We start from the raw sequence: 19,742 nt of genomic DNA, 5'->3' as shown, positions 1-19,742 counted from the left end.
CGTGTTTGGAGTGTATTTTTACTAGCGAAATTCAGGTTTCAAGATGGCGACACAAAAAGAAGTAGCAGCTTATTTTAGCGTCGAAGATCGTACAATTCGAAACTGGTCAAAAATAACTGGATTCCCCGCAAGTAAAGGGCGTGGCGGCTATTGCATACAATCAATTTCTAGGTGGTTGGCAACGGTTGCTATGTCCAAAGTTAGTAGCACACAAACCACAAGCTCAACACTTCTTGAAGATGAAGAAAAAGCACTAAAACTTGCGGAAAAGAGGCTCAAAATCAGGCGTCAAGAAGTAGACATCAAGCACAAAGAGTTTGATCTATCAATTAAAGAGCAAAGATCAGCGCCAATAGAAATAATTACGCGCACCTTGGAGCTTTCCAGCGTTGCCGCATCTTCTAACTTAAAAGCCCTTCTTCCAAGAATAAAACGGGCATGGCATGACATACCGCCAGAGGCAATAGAAGAAATCAATAAAGTCATAGCGACAACATGCAATGAGGTAGCCAATTTTGAACCAGATCTCTCTAGCTACACAGCAAGCGATTTGCTTAGCAGTGAAGAGGGGGCTGAGTCCGTTTAAAACAGAAGAACCCAAAACGTGTGTCGAGTGGTGTGATGAACATTTCTGGTTACCTGAAGAGTCGAGCCAGATCCCTGGTCGGTGGATCACACAGCCAGTTCAAAAAGCACTTTTGAATATGATGGGAAATGATGCGATTCAAGTCATTTCCATTCAAAAACCTACTCGCTTTGGCTTTACGAAAATGTTTAGCGGAGCAATGTGGTATTTAGGCATTCACAAAAAACGTAGCTCTGTCGTTTATCAGCCTAATGACCCACTTGCAAAACAGTTTGTTCTTGATGAAGTAAATCCTCTTTTATCAATCGTGCCTGCAATTCAAGATTCTTTTCCAGATTGGGCCGTAAATAACGAAAACAACTCTACCAAAAAGAAAACCTGCACAGGTTTTTCGATAGATTTTAAAGGAGCTGAAACACCGAATAACTTTCGCTTGATGACTAAGCAAGTTGTTATTGCAGATGAGCTTGGCGCATTCGCAATCAACTCAGGTGAAGGTGACAATATGAAAGTCATCTTAAAGCGGATCCAAGGCGCTACTTTTGGTAAAGCCATTTTTGGTTCAACGGTTGTTTTTTCCGGTGATGTCATTGCGCGTCTTTTAGCTGAAGCTAATTCAGTCTTTTCGTTTCAAATCCCTTGTCCGCATTGCGGAACACTTCAAACATTGGAGTGGGGGGACGCAAAATCAACGTTCGGCATGAAATGGGACAGAACGCTCGATGATGAAGAGGCGATGGCTGAAAGTGCTTATTACCTGTGCCGAAACGCTAAATGCCAAAAGTCAGAAAGTCATGGGCGTATCGAATATAGGCACCTTTCAGCAATGGAAGAGGCTGGCAGATGGGTTTGCGAAAAAACAGAGATCTGGACTGAGGACGGGATAACTTTCTTCAGCAAAGCGGGGAATAAAGTTAAGGCCCCGAAGCGTGTTGGAATTAAATGCTCTGCACTTTACTCGCTTAACTTACCTGAAGGTTGGATAGAGATTGTAAGGGAATGGCTAGATATAAAGGGCGACCCTGACAAGTTACAAGCATTTATCAACCTAACTCTCGGCCTGCATTTCGATCCAAAAAATACTAAAAGGCTCGATCACGAGGTATTGCTGAATAAGCGAGAAAAATACAAAGCTCAAGTGCCTAAAGATGTCGTTTATATCACTGTTGGCGGAGATACCCAAGACAACAGAATGGAGGGGTATGCGTGGGGATTTACTGGCGATGGCCGCAAGTACCTTATAGATCGGTTTATTTATATGGGTGACCCACGTGATGATGATGTACAAGATGCAGTAGTAGACTTTTGCGCACGTACTTACGAACGTGAAGATGGAGAAGTTTTAAACATATCCCGTATTTGTTGGGATTTGGCAGGTCACCGATCAGAGGTCGTGTATAAATTATCAAAAAGAATTGGGCTATTACGCTTTATTCCTTGCAGGGGTGCTAGTAAGTACGGCGAACCTGTTCAATCAATGGCTATGCAGGTAAACAAGAAAACCGGCACTTACATTGTAATTGTCGGAACAGATACAGCCAAAGATGTGTTTTACGCTGACATCGAGGTCCCCCTAGGTGAAAGAAGAGCAATTCACTTACCTCTAGATGACGGTATCTGTGATAAGGATGTTTGCAAGCAGCTCGTATCTGAAATCAGAAAACCAACAAAAACTAAACAAGGTATTTTGTTTATTTATGACAATGAAGGACGCCGAAATGAAGCGCTAGATTGCTTTGGTTACGCTTTATCTGCTCTGCACGTTTCAATCGAAAAATTTTCACTGGACTTATCTTCTTTTAAATCACAACAGCAAACGCAAGAGAGCGCTGCAGCTTCCTTCGCAGAGCTTGGCAAAAAATTAGGCGCACGATGAACAAGACACAAATTGAAAATCACTTGGCAGAAGCTGAGCAGGCTTATCATGACCTTTTGACTGGTCAAGCAGTAGTTTCATTCACAAGAAATGGCAGGGAAAGTCGATTCACGCCTGCTAACAAAGACGATCTGCTTCGATATATAACTGATCTTAGAGCTCAATTGAGTAGGCTGAATGGATCTCGCCCTTCGGTCATAAAACCAGCGAGGTTTTACTTATGACTGGTTTGGTTGCTGCTGATGGCGTTACACCTTTGTCAGAGCATTGTTCAGCCTATTCCGCTGGTGGTGATGGTTTTGGTGGGCAAATGGCAGGTTGGTATCCCTCTGTAAAGAGTGCGGATGCTGCGTTACTTCCAACGCTTGATACCTCTAATGCTCGTGCTGATGATTTGGTGAGAAACAACGCAATTGCACATGGTGGTGTGCAGATGCACATTGATAATGTTGTTGGCAGTTTGTTTCGCCCAAGCTATCGGCTTAACTACAAATTGCTGGGAATGGAAGAAGAGTCAGCTCGCGAGTTTATGAAAGATGCAGAGCAGGCTTTTATAGAATATGCCGAGTCACCAGCTTGCTACATTGACGCGGAAAGAAAAAGAACTTTCACCATGCTTGTCAGGGCTATAGCTGCCTCTCACTGTCACCATGGTGAGGGGATGGCTGTTAGTGAGTGGATCTCGCGACCTGGTGCAATGTATAAAACAGCTATTAAATTAGTTTCCCCGAAAAGAGTGTCAAACCCGAATGGGAAGATTAGCAATAATCGACTTCGCGCCGGAGTTTCTCTTGATCGTCATGGTGCAGCAAAGGGGTATTGGGTAAAGCAGGATGGTTATAACGAATTTGGTTCATTGGATAGCTACAGTGGGGAATGGAAATATGTCCCTCGTGAAAATCGATGGGGCAGATCTGTTTTTATGCATATATTTGAGCCTTTGGAAGCTGGGCAAACTAGAGGTGCAAACCTTTTACTTTCAATGCTTGAGCAAATGAAAGGACTTAGTCACTTACAAAATACGAAAATCCAAAATGCAATAGTGAACGCCATGTATGCCGCTGTTTATGAATCTGACTTAAGTGCTGACCAAGCTTTTCAGCTATTAGGTGGTGATGATGGCGCAAAGCCTTTGCGTACATGGATGGAATACTTAGGCGAGTATCATGATGCAGCAGACATTCGTATGAACGGCGCTCGTATTCCGTCACTTCCACCTGGTCAAAGGTTGAAATTCACGCAAAGCACTAATGCAGACAACGGGTTTACTCATTTAGAGTCGTCGATGCTTAGGTTTATTGCTGCTGGGTTTGGCTTAAGTTATGAGCAAATCGCTCGAGATTATTCGAAAGTTAACTATTCCAGCGCGAGGGCGAGCTTAAACGAATCTTTCCGATACACAATGGGTAAGCGAAAGGTGATTGCTTGTAGGTTTGCATCTCATGTCTTTTCCAATTGGTTAGAAGAAGCGCTTCACCGAAAAGTGCTCAAAGCTCCTAAATCACGGTTTAACTTCTATGAAAGAAAAGAAGCGTGGACTCGTTGTGATTGGATTGGTGCTGGCAGGCTGTCAATCGATGGACTTAAAGAGGCCAAAGAAGCGATTCTCAGAATTGAATCAGGGATCTCGACATACGAAAAAGAATTAGCGCAAATGGGCGAGGATTATCATGAAATATTTGCTCAGCAAAAGAGAGAGATAAAAGAGCGTGAGGAGTTGGATTTACCTCCGCCTAGTTATGTCCTAGCAGTGCAATTCGATGCTGCAAATCAAGATGGAGGATCTCAGCAAAATGCTGCATAGCACATCATACGAACATGTATTAAGTCGGGCATGTAACCAGCCGCAATTTTTAGAGCCAACGTATGCAACGACTTTTTTTAGTTCCCTAGCTCTTAGATCTGGGCTTAACCAACTTGTAAGCGTTAACGGCGACATTTTAGACAAAGATGAAATGGTCGCAATGACGAATAGCTTTAGTCGTGGGAGAGATAGAGAAAGGCCTTATCAGGTCCTTGATGGGCTTGCTGTTCTCCCAATTAGCGGCACTTTACTTCACAAGTTTGGGTATCTGCAACCTAGGTCAGGTTCAACTGGATATGATGGCATTATCGCTAGAATTAATGATGCTATTCATGACCCCGAAATCAAAGCAATTATGCTTGATATTGATTCCCCAGGAGGTGAAGCCGCGGGACTATTTGATTGCGCCAATCAAATAAAAAAACTGAGGGAGATAAAGCCTATTTACGCATTGTGCTACGACACAATGTGTTCGGCGGCCATGGCCATTGGTTCGGCATGCACTGAGCGATGGATCACCCAATCTGGAAGAGCTGGAAGTGTTGGGGTTGTAGTTGCACATCGTTCAATTGAGAAAAAACTAGAAGAAGACGGTGTTGTTATAACTCTGATCCATAGCGGGAAGCATAAAGTTGACGGTAACCCGTACACAAATTTACCAAAAGAAGTGCGCGAAAAAATACAAGCCAACATAGATAAATCTAGGGATTCATTTGCAGAGCTGGTTTCAAACGGTATTGGGATCAGCAAAAGCGCTGTTCTTGAAACTGAAGCGCAAATCTATACAGGTCAAGAAGCGATAGATGTGGGTTTCGCTAACAAGCTTGTAAATGGGCAGGAGGCGGTGCCTGTATTACTCGATATCTTAAAATCAAACAACTCAATCGGAGTGTCAATGTCTACACAGCAAAATTCTCCCCCTGAAAATAAAGGCGGAGACACCACACAAGCAACATTTTCTCAAAGCGATTTAGATAGAGCAAAAATGGAAGGCGCTACATTAGAGCGAGAGCGAATATCACAAATACTAAGTTCGGAGCACGCAGAAGGCCGCCAAAAAATGGCAACTCATTTGGCATTAAGTACAAATATGTCAGCAGAAGATTCTACAAACCTTTTGCTGGTTTCACCCAAAGAGCAGAGTCAAGCTCAAGGGGAGCAAACACATGACAAAAGCTCAATGAGTAACGCGCTAGACGAAGCGATGAATAGCACGGAGCAACCAAACCTTAACACCTCGGGTGATGGTGCTGAACTGAGCGACATAGAAAAAGAAGAACAAGAGCTTTTATCCGCTCATGATTCAGTTTTTGGAAAATAGGAGTAATAAATGGAACAGTTGATCCACGAGCAGCTTACAGCGGGAGATCGCCCGTTAACTCAAAACACAGGCACTTTTGATGCTTCGCAAACGCTGTTGAAACTAACTCCAATTGCCAGAGTAACAGTGACTGGACACCTGAAAAAATGGGACCCAACAGCTAATGATGGAACGCAGTTCGCGAAATTTTTAACCGTTGGCACTGTTGATACCACCGCCGGAGCTAAAGCAGCTCCGTTTTACGATGGTGGTCACTTCAACTCGGATCTTGTTAATTGGCCCGTAGGGGCAACCGACGCACAAAAGTTAGGGGCGTTTGATGGTACACCGATTGCAATTGGAAAAGTTTTAGAATAAGGAATTAACAATGTCAGACACATACACACCACGAGCGCTGTATGGCGTAGTTCAAAAAAAGAAAGCGAAGGTATCTTCGCTTTTTTTAACGCTGTTTTTCCCCAATATGTACACTTTTGAAACGGAAGAAGTTGACATAGATAAAGTCGATGAAGCTGTTAATTCTGCGGTCTTTGTCGCGCCTGAAGTAAATGGGAAAGTTATTAGAACTCGTGGACACAAAACATCGAAGATCACACCGGCGTCACTTAAACCAAAGCATGACGTGGACATCAAAAAAACACTGAAAAGGCGGCCAGGGGAAGCTTTTTCTGGTGAACTAACAAAGCAGCAGCGCAGACAAGCAATCATTACTCAAAACTTGATTGATGAAGAATTAGCTATTCAACAGACCGAAGAGTGGATGGCGGTCCGAGCTGTCGTTGACGGGCATTACACGTGCGAGGGCGAAGGTCTGCCAGAGCCAATTAATGTGAATTTCAACCGCAGCCCTGAAAACCAAATTACGCTGGCTGGTGCAGCTTCATGGGTAGCAAAAGACCGTAAAACATATGATCCAATGAGAGACATTGAAAAGTATGCCGTAGCGTCAGAGCATGGTTTAAACATATTAATTTGTGATCAACTTGGATGGGGCCTGCTTAATGAGTTCGATGCCATAAGCGAAAAGCTCGAAACTAGAAGAGGCTCTAACTCGCAACTAGAAACTGCACTGAAAGACCTAGGGAAAGATATTTCCTATAAAGGGTATCTCGGAGACGTTTTAGTCGTTGTTTATACTGGGCACAGACGTGTCAACGGAGTCAAACAAAACTACTTGGATGACTATACGTTTACATTTGGACACTCAGGTATTGAGTTGGCAAGGTTGTATGGTGCAATTTTGGATGATGATGCAATTGAGGCTGGCATGGAAGAAACGGACCGATTCCAAAAAGTTTATAAAGAAGAAGGGGACGTGGCTAAAACTTACACTGTTACGAAATCGGCCCCACTGATGGCAAATACAGATCCTGATGGGTTTGTAGTCATCAAATTAATCTAATCAACCTATAAGCCGCAGATAGCGGCTTTTTTGTGAGTAAAACAATGAGCAATAAAATTGAACAGTTAACAGCAGAAGTAACAGAATTATCTTTGAAGTTACAGCGCGAAGTTGTGCCAGAAAAAACGGAAGCTAAGCTAAATCAACAAATTGAAGCGTTAAAAGCTGAGCTATCAGATAAGTCAGAAGAAAGCACAATCAAAGTGGAGCAGCATAAAACTGAAACCGTCAAAGTGCTTAGCGAGCGGTATGGTTTACTGATTCTGCAAGTTGATAAGACGAATGATGAGACCAGCTTTACAGTTGCACCTGGCGTTAATACGTTGACATCTGAGCAAGCGCAAATAGCGCTTGAGTATGAGCAAGTGAAGCCTTATGAACCTGCTTAAAGCAGCGCTGAGCAAAAGCCTTGAAAGTGAAAAAAGGCTTTTTCTCAAGACTTCAGATTCAGCGCTGTTGGAAGGGGTTGCAGTAAACGTAGAGTATGAAATGCGCTATCGCAATACATACGAGCAGTATGCGGGAAGTATGCGAGAAGTATTACAAATAGCCCGATTCTTGAAGTCGCAATGCACACCTTTACAGAGTCAAGTTTTACAAATAGATGGAAAACAATTTCATTTAACTGAGCTCTATGATGAGGATGAAATTTCAACAACATTTGTTATCAAATGAGCAAACTAACAACACAAGTTCGAGATTTAAAACTAACGGCAAAAATTGCACTTGAAAAAACGGTCCTTGGCAGTAGTGAGCAAGTTAAATCTCAAGTGGTATCGGCAATTCATGATAGATATGCATTCAGCGAAAGGTCCTATATTGAAGACCGTATAGACCTAAAAGTTGATCCTAATCTACTTGAGATTACTGTTTTTGCTAGGCACCGAATTAGCAACGCAATCAACTTTATTCAAGACACAGTTTATAGAAACAGTGTTAATCCTAGAACGCCGAATAAGCTTGTGCTCTCAGGTTACATAGGGGAGTTTTTGCGCGGCAAACAGTCTCATTGGAAAGGTGCCTTTATTTTTGTTGGAAAGAGTAACAACTCTCTTCTTGCTTACCGAAACAAAGGCGAAACAACGAGAGACATTCCAAATGTATCTTACGGGCCTAGTATCGCCGGTTCTCTTGCAGTTGTTAGCGATCAGGTCGAGCCGTTGGTAATTCAGATGCTTACCAAAAAGTACAATAAATTATTATGACCAAAACAAATCAAATCATTGATGCGGCAGTCACTTTTTTTAATGACTTTGCTCCCGCACATAGAGGTTTTTACATTCCGAAAAGTCTAAGGGCTGATGAAGATAAAAAGTTTACCATCCAGGTTATTGAAGTTGGAGAAGGTAAAAAGAAAGAGCTAACGATAGTTGCAGTTTTATGCCAACGAGCAAATGGGCATTTTCATGAAATGGCAGACAAAGAGCTCGCAAGTTTGGTAGATCAGGTCAATCTTGCGATTTTGGAGGACAGCAAAGGGGTTAACCAAGCTTTAGATGGCTTAGCTTTAAAATTCGAATTAATTGAACCTATCAAGATAATGCCGCCAGAATCGCACGATCCAGAAGCCAAGGCAGCATTTACAGCAAAGATAACATACATTTAAGGAGTTAATATGTCCGGTTTTTTGTTACGTGGCGAAGTGTTTATACAGCGTACTAATAGTGTTGGTGTGCCTTCTGGCAAGATTGTAGGACCAGTCAATGCCGAAGCTTTGGAGATTGAGCCTGATGTAGAGGAAATAGTCCGAACGTCAAAGAATAAGTCCACTTATGGCAAAGCACTTGCAAAAGTGAATAGCCCGAACCCTACGAAAATAAAACTCAAGTTAGATGAAACAGATTCAAAACTAATTGCAGAAGCTTTAGGTGCCGAGCATTCAAACTTAAATCAGCAGGCAGCAACTGGTACTGCGGTACCGTTATTGCTCCATTCTGACGGTTCATGGTCGGAAATAGGAGTGAGACAAATAACAAGTACAGGCTGGAAAGTGATGCAGAACACAACTGAATTAGTCGATGGTACAGACTATGAAGTGAAGTGGGCAACTGGCTTGATTAGGCCTTTGGCTGGTGGTGCCATTGCTGCTGGTGGTGAGGTAAAAATTGACTATCAGGCGCTCGCTTTGGAAGGTTCTCGAATTAAAGGCGGTGAAATTCAAGACGTAAACTGGGCAATCAAGTTATCAGCTCAGAATGTTGTTACTGGTGAAAAAGTGGAAGGTGAAATTCCATTGGCGCAATTAAGGTCGAGCTCGCCAATCAACTTGCTGCAAAATGAGTTTATGGCCCCTGAGTTTGAAGGTGTTGCCTCTGTCGCGCAAGGCAAGAATTACGATTATCAAATCGATGTAATAAAGTAAGTTTCTTCCATATTAAATCAAAGCCCCTAAATGGGGCTTTTTTATTGGGTATTTCAAATGTCTTTTAAAAATAAAATTGTTGAATTTGTAATTAAAGGCCGTGATTTATTCTCGGGCGTTGCGCAAAACGCTGAAGAAAAAGCCGCAGGGCTAGAAAATACAATTGAAATCCTCAACGCTGAGCTTGCTAATACTGAGGCTCAACAAAAGGCAGTTGCACGATATCAAGAGTTGTCACAAACCCTTGATAAAACGAAAGATAGCTATACTAAAAACAATTTAGAGCTTGATAAACTCAAGCAGCAAAAAGTTTCATTAAGTGCTGAATCAAAAAAGCTTAGTAAAGAGTTATCTACCGCTAAAACTGAGTTAGGAAAGCTTGAAAATGCAAGCAAACAAGCTGGTGATGAAAGCGAAGAATTAGAGCGCTCTATTTCAGAGCAGCGCACAAAAGTTGACAGCCTTGCAGCCAGTTATCAAAAGTCAGTTACAAAGTTATCAGATCACGAGCTCGCACTTAAACAGCAGCGTCAAAGTGTAAATAAGCTGTCTAGTACGATAACGAAAGGGCGCTCTGAATTTGAGCGACTAGGAAAATCGCTAAAAAGACAGCGAATAGATTTAGATAATTTGTCTGAAGCTAACAACAAGCTAGCTACAAAACAAAGATTTGCACAGAAAGCAATATCAGACACCAATGCGAAGCTTTCGAAACAACAAAAGCTGCTCGAGCGGACATCAAAAAGCGCTGAAGATTACGGCGGCAGTGTAACAAGTGTTACGCGCGATATCGTTGCGTTAGGTGCAGCTTACATAGGCATTGATCAGCTAACAACGAGTATTTCTAATATTTTCACAACCGGCGATAAATTTGAGCGTTTAGGCGTTCAAATGACCGGCTTAATGGGCAGTATTGCGGGAGGTGAGCAGGCTACCGAGTGGATCAAAGAGTTTACCAAAAGCACACCTCTTCAACTCTCAGAAGTTAGCGAAGCATTTGTAAAGCTTAAAGCATTCGGGATCGATCCCACTGATGGCGCGATGCAAGCTATTGTCGATACTGCTTTTAAGCTAGGCGGTAGTTTTGAACAAGTCGAAGGTATTTCATTAGCGCTCGGGCAAGCGTGGTCAAAACAGAAGTTGCAAGGTGAAGAGATCTTGCAACTTATCGAGCGTGGTGTACCAGTGTGGGATTTATTACAAAATGTCACTGGTAAAAATGTTCAGGAACTGCAAAAGCTCTCTAGTGCTGGAAAGCTGGGCCGAGATGTTATTTCGGACCTGATGGATGAAATGGGCCGAGACAGCGCAGGGAGTGCAGCGGCACAAATGCAGTTATTAAGTGGTCAAGTTTCTAATGCAAAGGACAATCTCGACCAGTTTTACAACCTGATTGCGCAAAGTGGCGCAATGGACTGGCTAAAACAGCAGCTAACGGATTTAAATAAAGAGTTTGCTGCGATGGCAGCCGATGGAAGGTTAAAAGCATGGGCTCAGTCAATCAGCGATACAATTGTCTCTACTGGTGAGTCAATTAAAAGCGGCATTGGTACGTTAATTGAGTACAAAGATGCAATATTGACAGTAACTAAAGTATGGCTAGCTCTGAAAGTCGGGACGTATTTTTCAAATGTCATTGCGGGTTCTAGAAATGCTATTTCGGCATTAGCTTTATATTTAACGTCATTAAAGACCGTTGATACACAAACAAAAGTTAACACTGCAAGCTCCCTGAGATTTAAAGGTGTTTTAACGTCAATAGGAGCTGTTAGCGCTTACACTTTACTTTTAGATCAGCTCGCTAATGTTTATGTTCAGTATCAAAAACTTCTGGGAATGGAACGTGATGTTACGGTAAGCAAGCAAAAGGCTGACGAACAGGCATCCAAACTAGCAGATACTTATGCTCAGATTAGCCGTGAGCTTGGCATAAACATCACGACAATGGCCGAGTTTGATGAAGCTTTGAGACAGGGGCTTGTCGTTCAAAATGAGCAGACAGGAGCGTACGAAAGTGTAATCAATAAACAAAAGGAACTTGAAACCACAACAAAAGCAAATAATTTGGCTGAGCAGGAAAGGCAAGCTTTCTTGCAAATGAGTATCCCTCAAGCACTTGATGTGGTTAAGTCTTTAGACGCTCAAAGCGCAAGTTTGTCTGGTGTCCGGGATGGCGTTGACGGCTTTATATTGTCGCTTAACTCAGCCCGTGAAGCTTTGTCACTCTCTGAAGAAAAGTATGCTGACCAGATAGCTCACATAGACGACCTAAAATTAAAATTTGAAGCACACAATAAAAGTTTAGAGCGCCAAGCATATTTATCCGGCGATCTAAGTAAAGCATATCAAGAATTGGGGCTAACAAGTAGTGAAGCTCTAACAAAAACAGCCGAAAAGCTGCAAGGAGCTTTTGAACTTATTCAACAGCATAACCAGCCAATAGCGGCACAGCAGCAGGCGTTCTTGAAGTGGGCTGATGCAGCGATAAATGCTGCCGACGCGACAGATCAAACAGTCCCATCAAGTGTAGAGGCTGCCGCAGCAGCATTGGGCCTGACAACTGAGCTAGATAAGCTCATAGCGAAAGCAAATGAATTAAAGCCGGTAACAGATACAAATTCTGAGGCTGTATCAAAGTATCAGCGCGCAGTCGAACAAACCAACAAAGCTATTCGAACTAATCAGCAAGTCATCGCATCAAGCACGGCTACATCTCAGCAAAAAGCTGAGGCTCAAAAGGCGCTCAGTGCACAGCAAGTCCGTTTAACTCAGCAAACACAGGATCTTAACAAAGTCCAAGGTCTTGAATTAGCTACATTAGGACAGCTTAAAGGAGAGCAAGGCGCTTTGCTTAACCAGCTTGATAAACTTGGCGCTCAATACCAATCGGGAGCAATTCAAAGTAGAGAATACAATCAAGAAAAAGGGCGGCTTGAGGGGTTGTTACGTGTAGTAAATCAGTTACTTGGTGATTTCAAAGGTGCGCAAGATGCAGCTACACAAGCTACGCAAAGAGGGACCCAAGCAACAAAAGAGTCAACTAAGGCTAATGAGTTGCAACTCAAAAGTTTAAGGGATCAAAAGAATGCTTTAGATAGTGTTAGTCGTAGTGCTTCAAGTGCTTCTAGTAACGTTAGTTCACTGAACAATGGACCGAGGCCGACAGTGCAAACTATTGTTGATTATCAGGAAAAGCATGAGAAAGATAATGCTTATAGCTTTTCAAGTCGAGAAGTCAGAGCGGAGAAAGAAAGGCGCGCAAGAGAGCAAGCTCAAGCTGCTCAATATGATAAGTTTGAATCTCAAATCAACAGCGCAACTTCTGCCAGTGATTTAAAAGATTTATACACTCGAATAGTCAAGCAATTGAACTACCTAGATCAAGAGCAAAGAGGCGTGCTCTCAGCTCTAATTAAACAAAGAAGAGATAATTTAAAGCAATCTAGCAATATAAGTAGTAGCACTCAAAGAGCGGATCAGAGCTCTACATCTAGTGTTGAATACATACCTGCATATCAGCCACAACAAAGCTCGACTCAAGCTTTCCCAGCGACAGGCAAAACTATTCGATTGCAAGTTATAAGTTCAGATGAAGTTGTCGAGAATGCTCTTGTCGTAATGGAGGATAGGCTAATAGATAAATTAGAACAGTTAAGGTTAGTTCAATGATTTTAGACAACATAGAGTACCCGCAGTTTGTTTGGAAAAATGAGTTTCAGGCATCGGGAATTGTTCAGCAAACGGAGTTCGCTTTAAATGGATCTTCGCATGTGGAAAAAAGCCAGGTAATCGCGGGAAGGAGCGTTGTTCTAGAGAGTGAGCTCGAAGATATCACATCGTTTGAAACATTATTCAATCATTCACAAAGTACCTTAATTGAGTTTCAAATTACAATACGGGGAGTCACGTTTAATGTTATTTGGGATCACTCTGAGGCACCAATTAGCGCTGAACCACACCGGCTTTTTTCTGACGCCAAGCCCGACTTTTTTAGAAATGTAGTATTAAGATTCAGGACCGTGTAATGCAGAGAAGTGACTTAAAAATCTTCAAACCTGAAAGGCTTGGTAATGAAACAAATGCAGGTGGGCATCGCACAGCGAACGCTATAATCTCTGGAAAATTGAATGATGTTTTTAGTGCAATTTCCGATGTTGATCATGCGTCTAGTTCGCTAGACCTTGTGAAGTTGTACCCCACAGTTTTCACGCCCGATGCAACTAGGTTACTAAATGCGCATATTTTTGTCAGTGATCAACCCGACGATCCTTTGGTTAGCACTCTCATCGCCGATTCGTCGCATCTAAAAGATGAAAGTTTACTTTCAGATATGTCAGACATGCTTAAAACAGCAGTTTATCACGGTACAAGTAACATCACTAAAGAGGCGGGTGGTAAAGAGCTGGTTATAAAGAATACATCTCGCACGGTAGCGCCTACAGTAGTCAACCGTATCGCAAGAATTGGGTTAAAAATTGGCAATGACAGCTTGTTTCGTACTCAGAAGCTAACATCGTATGGAAACATGACGCAAATTAATCTTGAAGTACCTGACTTATTGACTGACAGACCAAATTACCATGGCATATATAGCTACTGGTCAAGTGGTTGGCAGCGTTGGGCTACGAAACGTGTATTTTTTAACGAAGTGAACAGGAACGGCACGTCTATTTCAATCAATTTAAATTCTCAGTTTCCATTAGTTTCAGGGCAAACGTTTACCTTTTTCTATATGTCATCGAATGATTTTCGTTGGCATAGGTTTCCGGCTCAATTGACATTGGCACCAGGTGAACGAGTTTTGCCAGGATATAGCAGAATTAAAAAGACTGGAGTCAATGAGGTTTTCACAGATGATGGTGAGGGGCGATTTGTAGAAAATGGATATGTTATCGCAACGATTGACTATGACTCAGGAGTGATAACTGAAATTGAGACCATAGATTACAATGGCAGTGTTAGTGATGATTTAGGTGTGATGGTTGTTAAAAGACAGCAGGTAACCAAGAGCCTAAATTTCAACCTAGACATTCCATCCTTCGCGATGAGCAGTTTATACATTAAGTTTGCAACTTCTTCAGGTGTTAATCTGAGCGCCTCAACTGACGATAATGGAAACATCAGCGGTGAGAATGTTTCTGGCACGGTTACTAGTTCAGGTGATGTAACTCTTACATTTTTGGTTGATGTTTTGCCTGACACGCTAACATATGATGTTGATCAGCTGGAAGAAGTCACGATGCCAACACCGCCTGGCAGTATTGACTATAACAAGTTGCCATCAGGCAGTGTGCCAATCTTTCATGAAGATCATTTGGTTTGCATTCAACATAGAGAGCGAACAGCTCACTCTTCGCTCTCAGTTGGTCAAACGCTAAATGTGCTGGCTGATGCAGATTGGCTAGACATAGTTGATAGCAATGGTAAGTCGTTATACTCATCAAATGACGAGAATTACTCGTATAACAAAGCTACCGGTGTGCTTACTATAAATGTTGGCATTTCGGCATTCTTAGCTCCTTTTGTGGTGACTACAATTCAAGCCGAATTGGTTCAAATCCAGAGCATTAGCGGGCAGACCGCTCAACTATTTACCGAGTTAAGTAGAAGCTACCCCCAAGGCTCGACAGTTTCTAGTGTACAAAGGTTAGGTGATTTGCAGGCCAGAACAGCTGATGAAAGAACGTTGTCCGGTTGGAATAATGATTTTTCAGCAAACGGAGCACAGGCATCAAACTCAATTAACACAGTTCAATATCCTATTGAAATGAAAAACCAAGGTGCGATCAATCAACGCTGGGCAATTGTGTTCACTTCCAATAGTGAGTTTGAGGTTTTAGGGGAGTCCGTGGGCATTGTTGCAACAGGCAATACCTCGGTTGATTGCATGCCAATGAACCCACTAACTACAGCGCCGTTTTTCAAGTTACCAAAAGAGGCGTTTGGCTCCGGCTTAAATCCGGGAGAAGCGTTTTTGTTTACAACTTACGCTGGCAGTGCGCCAACGATGCTAATTCGCTCGGTTTCACCGGGTCACACAAATATAGAAACAGACAATTCGACAATTGCATTCAGAGGGAGCTTGTAATGCCAAAAGCGGTTACTTTGTATCGATGGGATGATGAAAGCGCGCCACAACTGACATCTGGCACATATAGTGAAATCATAGGGGTTATTGAGGCATGTTTAGTTACTGGTTATGGCTCAAAGCAGCCTTTGGGCTGGACAAAACTATTCACTGAAGCGACTGCATGCTGTTTTCAGAATAAAGGTGCAGGCTGTGTTGTTTTCAGCAGCAATTCAGGCGCAAATGATAACAAAGGCGTCTATTTGCAAGGGGCGCAAAGTGCGACAAGCTCTACTAATTTAGTGCGTGCTGGGTGGAAGCAAAGCATCAAAGTCCACACAGGGCATAACGTGAATTGGATGGTGCTTGGCACTGATACAGCTGTATACGTAATTTTCGGTTACATTGCAGCTTACGCGATACAAACCCCTAAATATTTTGTGTCTTGTTTCTTTGGTGATTTGTCCAATGGAATTTCGCAAGACGCCGGTAAATTTGTTGCGTTGAGTTCTTTTATGGACGAGGACTTTAGTTTAGAAACAGTGACAACCATAGGCACTCGAACTGGCCGAAACCTAGATTTTTTGAATGACATTGATGGAAATTCGAAAAAAGGCGTGAAGATTTTCGACTCTGATGCTGCTAATTCATTCTCACTTTATGTGCCAGAAGGCCCGCACTTACCAGTCAATACGACATCTGCAAACAGTTTAGGTTCTATATCAAGCAATTCTTTGGTTGCTATAACAATGATTTTCAAAAACTATGAGACTTCAAAAGATAGAGCCGGCGAATGGGTTGTTACTAGCTCACTTTCGCCAGCCTGCCGGGGGACTTTGCCCGGTATGTACAACACTTTATGTGCTCATCCTAATGACGTTATATGGCCAGCATTTGTAAACTATGGAGGTCAGCAGCACCTAGTGTTGCGAGTCACACAAATTGCCAGAGCATCTAAACTTGTGATCAACACGGAGATGTGGGATGACTAATCTTTTCAAGGGAAACGTTGTTCCCTCAGGGTATCTGAACGTCTCAGGTAGCAGCGTTTCTTTCAATGAGCTCGCAGGTGTTGAGACATCTTTACCCATACCGGTCACGCCATTCGCTACTTATAACGTTCAGCCTGACGGCGGAACGGCTACTCGCTTTCGTATCAGAGAGTTTATGAGTGACGGTACCGAGCGCGGGAATAGCTCATATTCTGATGGTGCGTGGACTGAGTATGCGTATATACCTGGTGCTGGCGTAGCGTCTGTTCAAATCTACTACAAGAATACAAGTGATACAGCGACTGGCCTTATTTTTAAAAAGGCCGGTGTAAAAACAATAGATACAAATGGAAACGTAAATAGCCTTGTTGTATCTAACCTCGTTCCTGTCCACGCGTCGAAACTTTCAATTGATGCTGATCCCAGTGCAGAGCGTCTAATGTTGATTGATAGAAATACGGGAGAGCTTTTACAGCACAGGTTGCTTGATACTCAGTTTTTAACCCTTACACTGCCCTTAAAATACTCTCAAGAGCAATCTATTTCATGTCTAGTTTTCGACAATGAGCTGGTTTATTCAGGTGGTATTATGGATGGTGTTCAGTGTGAATCGGCTGACTTGGCACAATGATATCGATAAAACTTGGCGGCTATTACTCTCGTGAAAAAGCTCATTCACCTATTAAGGTTCGATTTTTAACTGGTGATGTTGAGCGTGTTTTAATGTCGAATTATTTTGATTGCGCTTGGAATGAATCTGAATTAGGCACGCAGCATATCGATATGCAAACAGATAAGCCTATTAAATTTGAGTCACATAGCGACTTATCACATACATATACAGATGAAATTAGGGCCGACTGGGAACAGGTATGGCGCGTATCAAGCGTAAATAGCGAAGTGTTTACACTCACTTTTGATAGTAGTAAACCAAGGCTTTCGCTTATAAAATTTGGTTGGAATGAACCTCAAACCAAGCTAAACCAGTATAGAATAGACTATGCTCCTATTTTGCCCACATATGTTTGTAGGTTTATCGATCATCCTGTAAATGGGCATGTAAAGCTTCGTTTAAATGGCAATTTCAACGCCCAATCTGCGAATGTAAAGCTCCGTTTTTCAGTGCCAGAAAAAGTTTGTTTTTGGACTCTTGGTGGCGGGCTTATTCGCTCTGATGATGACATACCAACACTTGATAGAAAAATTCCAATTGAACCGCAATTACAGAGCTCGTATATCATGCAACCGAAAATCACATGCAAAAGAATGTCTGACAATACGGACATCATAATCAGCAGCTTTAGCTATTCGATTGGAAGAGGGCAGTTTTCGGCAACTGGCTCTATCAAGTTTGGTTCAAAAACAGACATGGACCGGGCATTGAATAATGAGTTGCTGGTCTCTATAAATGGATATCAATTCGTGGTGATATGTGAGCAGCCAAACGTATCTTTAAAGTTTGGCAGTAATAGCTATAGTGCTTCAATTCGCAGTCGCTTTGCGCTCTTGTCGGCGCCATACGCAAGACAGTCAAACTATACAAATAGTGTAGATAAAACCTTTGCTGGTTTGTTATCTGACTCATTGGCTAACACCGGATGGTCTTTGAAAAACAAAATGATTGACTTTCCGGTGCCCAAAAATGCATTCAGTTATCGCGAATTGACACCTGCCGGAGCCTTTCTTCGAATCGCACAAAGTGTAGGTGGGATCCTAGATTTTGATGATGTTAAAAAAGAGGTGTCCGTCGTTCCTGAGTGGCCTGTTAACCCATGGGATACTGAAACTGCAGTATGTGATGTTATTTTGAATGAGTCATTGATTCTAGAGCACTCGACTCGTGAAACGATTAATCAAGAAAATAATGCGGTGTTTGTTCGGGGCGAGCAGCAGGGCGTTGCATGCAAAATAAAGCGCCGTGACACTCTGGGTGATCAATATGCCCCTGACATTGTTGATAGTCTAATAACTGACAATCAAGCTGCTAGACAGCGCGGAACATGTGAACTTGCTCGAAGTGGAAACAAAAAAGAATCGACTATTAGAACGAAGCTTCTAACTAATTTACCGCCAATTCGCCCTGGTATGCTTGTTGGCATTCGGTATACGGATTCACTGTACAAAGCTACGTGCGACAGTCTTTCTATTACTGCGTCAGTAAATGCATCCGGCGCAATTACAGTTAATCAAACTATTAAAACGGTGAGTAATGTCTAATGCATTAAATAGATTGAGCGCTGTGTTAAGTAGTAAACAGCGTTCAATAGTTAAAGTTGTTACTGTTAATACTGACGGTACAACTACAGTTGAACATAGTGATGGTTCACAAAGTACTGTTTTAGGTGACTCGGTTACTAGTGGAAGTGCGTATATTGAGGACGGGCGCATTGTAGGGGCGGCGCCCGATCTGCCTTACTCTGAATTAGAGGTTTAAATAAAAACCGATTCTGAAATATTGTAAACCTTCACGTTATCATTGGTTTTAATGTCAAATTCTGCGGCCTTAATCACTGCCTCTTTAGCGCTTGTATCGAAGCTCAAAGCAACCATTGCACTTCTTCCACCTGAACCGATTCCATATGAATGAAAGAGGGGTTCCTCTCTGACCACCTTCGTATTATCTTTCGTTTCATGTACGTAACCATAGATGACATGATCATAAGTCTCATGAGTTCGAAAGTAACTCACTTCGCCGATATTTTGGGAAAGCTCTCCCCCATCTAGATGGAGCCGCAACTCATGAATATCAACAGTCTCTCCGGTTGCAAAAATGAGAGAATCATCGCTTAGCTCGCACCACTTATTTGCATCAGAGTTTATGATAATTCCATTTTCAGTAGTTTGAGAGTCGCAAGCAATATGTTCATTTTCGTGGTCATAAAGTATTGTAGTCATTAGCAAGTCTCACTTAACATGTTTAGTCGCTTTGAATTTCCAGTGATCCCGTTGATCTATTAACTGTTTAATCTCCTGCTCTTGATCTGCCGTTTCTTTGGCTTTTCTAATTGCGTATTCTTGAAGTGACTCGTTGACTAAGATATCTGCTGGCATCGGTAGCATTTTACTCTCCTTGAGTTCTTATTGATGTGGGCCAGTTTTCATTTACAATTGAATGGTTTCTCATTAAATGTTGAACTAAGAGCCAGCCACCACCTTCGAAATACACAGTAACAAAGCCAACACCTAACGGATCACAAGATGAATATCCAATAACTTTGGAAGGCTTTTCTTTTTTAGGTTGTCCTGTTCGTTTACCTGCTCTACAGTCTGCAACAATAAAATATGGGGCTTTTATGTTGTTGATTTCTGTCTGTGAAATTGGCATAAATTTT

The 19,742-nt window shown here is 42.3% G+C and carries 22 protein-coding genes; 19 read left to right on the top strand and 3 right to left on the bottom strand.

Annotation, left to right across the window (positions count from 1 at the left end; genetic code table 11):
• Window positions 1-43: 43 nt before the first annotated feature.
• Genes J8M00_RS06795 through J8M00_RS06705 form a run of 19 tightly spaced genes read left to right on the top strand, consistent with a single transcriptional unit; the run spans window position 44 to window position 18,844 of the window.
• Entirely contained in the window at window positions 44-586 is a 543-nt protein-coding gene (locus tag J8M00_RS06795) for a hypothetical protein (RefSeq protein WP_211009565.1), read from the top strand.
• Window positions 516-2,462, top strand: a complete 1,947-nt coding sequence (locus J8M00_RS06790) for a terminase gpA endonuclease subunit (protein ID WP_211009564.1) — start codon at window positions 516-518, stop codon at window positions 2,460-2,462. The genes J8M00_RS06795 and J8M00_RS06790 overlap by 71 nt, the downstream gene beginning before the upstream one ends.
• Window positions 2,459-2,686 (top strand): gpW family protein, encoded by a 228-nt coding sequence (gene gpW / locus J8M00_RS06785; protein WP_211009563.1) that lies wholly within the window; start codon window positions 2,459-2,461, stop codon window positions 2,684-2,686. The genes J8M00_RS06790 and gpW overlap by 4 nt, the downstream gene beginning before the upstream one ends.
• Window positions 2,683-4,266, top strand: coding sequence for a phage portal protein (locus tag J8M00_RS06780; protein WP_211009562.1), 1,584 nt, complete (start codon window positions 2,683-2,685; stop codon window positions 4,264-4,266). Before gpW ends, J8M00_RS06780 begins: the two co-directional genes overlap by 4 nt.
• Window positions 4,256-5,587 (top strand): S49 family peptidase, encoded by a 1,332-nt coding sequence (locus tag J8M00_RS06775; protein ID WP_211009561.1) that lies wholly within the window; start codon window positions 4,256-4,258, stop codon window positions 5,585-5,587. Before J8M00_RS06780 ends, J8M00_RS06775 begins: the two co-directional genes overlap by 11 nt.
• Window positions 5,588-5,596: 9 nt before the next feature.
• Window positions 5,597-5,944 (top strand): head decoration protein, encoded by a 348-nt coding sequence (locus J8M00_RS06770; protein WP_211009560.1) that lies wholly within the window; start codon window positions 5,597-5,599, stop codon window positions 5,942-5,944.
• 10 nt (window positions 5,945-5,954) lie between these two features.
• The gene (locus tag J8M00_RS06765) at window positions 5,955-6,989 is read left to right on the top strand and encodes a major capsid protein (RefSeq protein WP_211009559.1); all 1,035 of its coding nucleotides are present in this window, start codon (window positions 5,955-5,957) and stop codon (window positions 6,987-6,989) included.
• 44 nt (window positions 6,990-7,033) lie between these two features.
• Window positions 7,034-7,378, top strand: coding sequence for a hypothetical protein (locus J8M00_RS06760; RefSeq protein ID WP_211009558.1), 345 nt, complete (start codon window positions 7,034-7,036; stop codon window positions 7,376-7,378).
• Window positions 7,365-7,664 carry a hypothetical protein gene (locus J8M00_RS06755; RefSeq protein ID WP_211009557.1) on the top strand — a complete coding sequence of 100 codons (300 nt, stop codon included), beginning with the start codon at window positions 7,365-7,367 and terminating at the stop codon, window positions 7,662-7,664. Before J8M00_RS06760 ends, J8M00_RS06755 begins: the two co-directional genes overlap by 14 nt.
• Complete coding sequence (locus tag J8M00_RS06750; protein WP_211009556.1) at window positions 7,661-8,194, top strand: hypothetical protein; 534 nt, start codon at window positions 7,661-7,663, stop codon at window positions 8,192-8,194. The genes J8M00_RS06755 and J8M00_RS06750 overlap by 4 nt, the downstream gene beginning before the upstream one ends.
• The gene (locus J8M00_RS06745; protein ID WP_211009555.1) at window positions 8,191-8,595 is read left to right on the top strand and encodes a hypothetical protein; all 405 of its coding nucleotides are present in this window, start codon (window positions 8,191-8,193) and stop codon (window positions 8,593-8,595) included. The genes J8M00_RS06750 and J8M00_RS06745 overlap by 4 nt, the downstream gene beginning before the upstream one ends.
• A gap of 9 nt (window positions 8,596-8,604) precedes the next feature.
• Window positions 8,605-9,351, top strand: coding sequence for a hypothetical protein (locus tag J8M00_RS06740; RefSeq protein WP_211009554.1), 747 nt, complete (start codon window positions 8,605-8,607; stop codon window positions 9,349-9,351).
• A gap of 57 nt (window positions 9,352-9,408) precedes the next feature.
• Window positions 9,409-13,020 (top strand): tape measure protein, encoded by a 3,612-nt coding sequence (locus J8M00_RS06735; protein WP_211009553.1) that lies wholly within the window; start codon window positions 9,409-9,411, stop codon window positions 13,018-13,020.
• Entirely contained in the window at window positions 13,017-13,376 is a 360-nt protein-coding gene (locus J8M00_RS06730) for a hypothetical protein (protein ID WP_211009552.1), read from the top strand. Before J8M00_RS06735 ends, J8M00_RS06730 begins: the two co-directional genes overlap by 4 nt.
• Entirely contained in the window at window positions 13,376-15,439 is a 2,064-nt protein-coding gene (locus J8M00_RS06725; protein ID WP_211009551.1) for a hypothetical protein, read from the top strand. The genes J8M00_RS06730 and J8M00_RS06725 overlap by 1 nt, the downstream gene beginning before the upstream one ends.
• The gene (locus J8M00_RS06720) at window positions 15,439-16,410 is read left to right on the top strand and encodes a hypothetical protein (RefSeq protein ID WP_211009550.1); all 972 of its coding nucleotides are present in this window, start codon (window positions 15,439-15,441) and stop codon (window positions 16,408-16,410) included. The genes J8M00_RS06725 and J8M00_RS06720 overlap by 1 nt, the downstream gene beginning before the upstream one ends.
• Complete coding sequence (locus J8M00_RS06715; RefSeq protein WP_211009549.1) at window positions 16,403-17,041, top strand: hypothetical protein; 639 nt, start codon at window positions 16,403-16,405, stop codon at window positions 17,039-17,041. The genes J8M00_RS06720 and J8M00_RS06715 overlap by 8 nt, the downstream gene beginning before the upstream one ends.
• Entirely contained in the window at window positions 17,038-18,627 is a 1,590-nt protein-coding gene (locus J8M00_RS06710; RefSeq protein ID WP_211009548.1) for a hypothetical protein, read from the top strand. The genes J8M00_RS06715 and J8M00_RS06710 overlap by 4 nt, the downstream gene beginning before the upstream one ends.
• Window positions 18,620-18,844, top strand: coding sequence for a hypothetical protein (locus J8M00_RS06705; protein ID WP_211009547.1), 225 nt, complete (start codon window positions 18,620-18,622; stop codon window positions 18,842-18,844). Before J8M00_RS06710 ends, J8M00_RS06705 begins: the two co-directional genes overlap by 8 nt.
• On the opposite strand, the gene J8M00_RS06700 is transcribed toward J8M00_RS06705, so the two are convergent.
• Genes J8M00_RS06700 through J8M00_RS06690 form a run of 3 tightly spaced genes read right to left on the bottom strand, consistent with a single transcriptional unit; the run spans window position 18,841 to window position 19,735 of the window.
• A complete protein-coding gene (locus J8M00_RS06700) occupies window positions 18,841-19,305 on the bottom strand; it encodes a hypothetical protein (protein WP_211009546.1) in 465 nt (154 codons plus the stop codon). The two genes, J8M00_RS06705 and J8M00_RS06700, sit on opposite strands and share 4 nt — an antisense overlap.
• A 9-nt stretch (window positions 19,306-19,314) precedes the next feature.
• Window positions 19,315-19,470 carry a hypothetical protein gene (locus tag J8M00_RS06695; protein WP_211009545.1) on the bottom strand — a complete coding sequence of 52 codons (156 nt, stop codon included), beginning with the start codon at window positions 19,468-19,470 and terminating at the stop codon, window positions 19,315-19,317.
• 1 nt (window position 19,471) lies between these two features.
• Window positions 19,472-19,735: a hypothetical protein gene (locus J8M00_RS06690; RefSeq protein ID WP_211009544.1), complete on the bottom strand. Its 264-nt coding sequence runs from the start codon at window positions 19,733-19,735 to the stop codon at window positions 19,472-19,474.
• Between the last annotated feature and the right edge of the window lie 7 nt (window positions 19,736-19,742).

Origin of the sequence: Pseudoalteromonas luteoviolacea, from assembly GCF_018100925.1 — a bacterium.
In the GTDB taxonomy this organism is placed as follows: Bacteria; Pseudomonadota; Gammaproteobacteria; order Enterobacterales; family Alteromonadaceae; genus Pseudoalteromonas; species Pseudoalteromonas obscura.
This window is presented reverse-complemented; position numbering and strand designations above follow the sequence as displayed.